The sequence below is a fragment of the Massilia sp. CCM 8734 genome (assembly GCF_011682155.1).
GTDB classification, from domain to species: Bacteria; Pseudomonadota; Gammaproteobacteria; order Burkholderiales; family Burkholderiaceae_D; genus Telluria_A; species Telluria_A rubra.
Genome location: NZ_WHJI01000187.1, coordinates 1 through 554 on the forward strand (window position 1 = coordinate 1; position 554 = coordinate 554).

General features: G+C 61.9%; 1 protein-coding gene. It reads left to right on the forward strand.

Annotated features, from left to right (window positions below; translation table 11 throughout):
• A partial coding sequence (locus F2P46_RS39020) for a hypothetical protein (RefSeq protein WP_208296932.1) occupies positions 1-305 on the forward strand: 305 nt, incomplete at its 5' end.
• Positions 306-554 lie beyond the last annotated feature (249 nt).

Genomic DNA, 554 nt, shown 5'->3' on the forward strand with positions numbered 1-554 from the left:
CCACGTATGCGCCGGCACCGGGCGCTTCGTTCGCGGTCGATCTTACCAACGGGACGGTGCAGAAGTTCACGACCACCGCAAACACGACGATCACATTGCCGGCATCCGTGGCAGGGAAAAGCTTTACTGTCATCGTCGCTTTCGGCGGGGCGCACACGGTGACATTTAGCGGCGGGACGACACTGCGGTGGGCGATGGGCGGCGGCGTGCCGAATCCTACCGCGCAGGCCGGCAAGGTCGATATTTACGTCTTCCTGCAAGACGGCACGTTCACCTATGCGCAAGACGGCGGGAGAAATTTCTGATGCGCGGCGCGCGTCGATTTTTCGCTTCTCGCCGTCCCCCAAGTGGCTCTCAAGAGTGGCTGGAGTCAGGAACTTATGCCTTCTATGCGCCACCTGGAATGACGTCGTTTTGCGCGGTGACCGTGGGCACCGGAGGCGCGCATGGGGGCGACGACGGGGGGCAAGGCCGCATAGGGGGTACAGGCGGTGCCGGGGGGCTGGCTTATGTAAATAACATTCCGTGCACGCCCGGAGAACTTTTCTATGTGA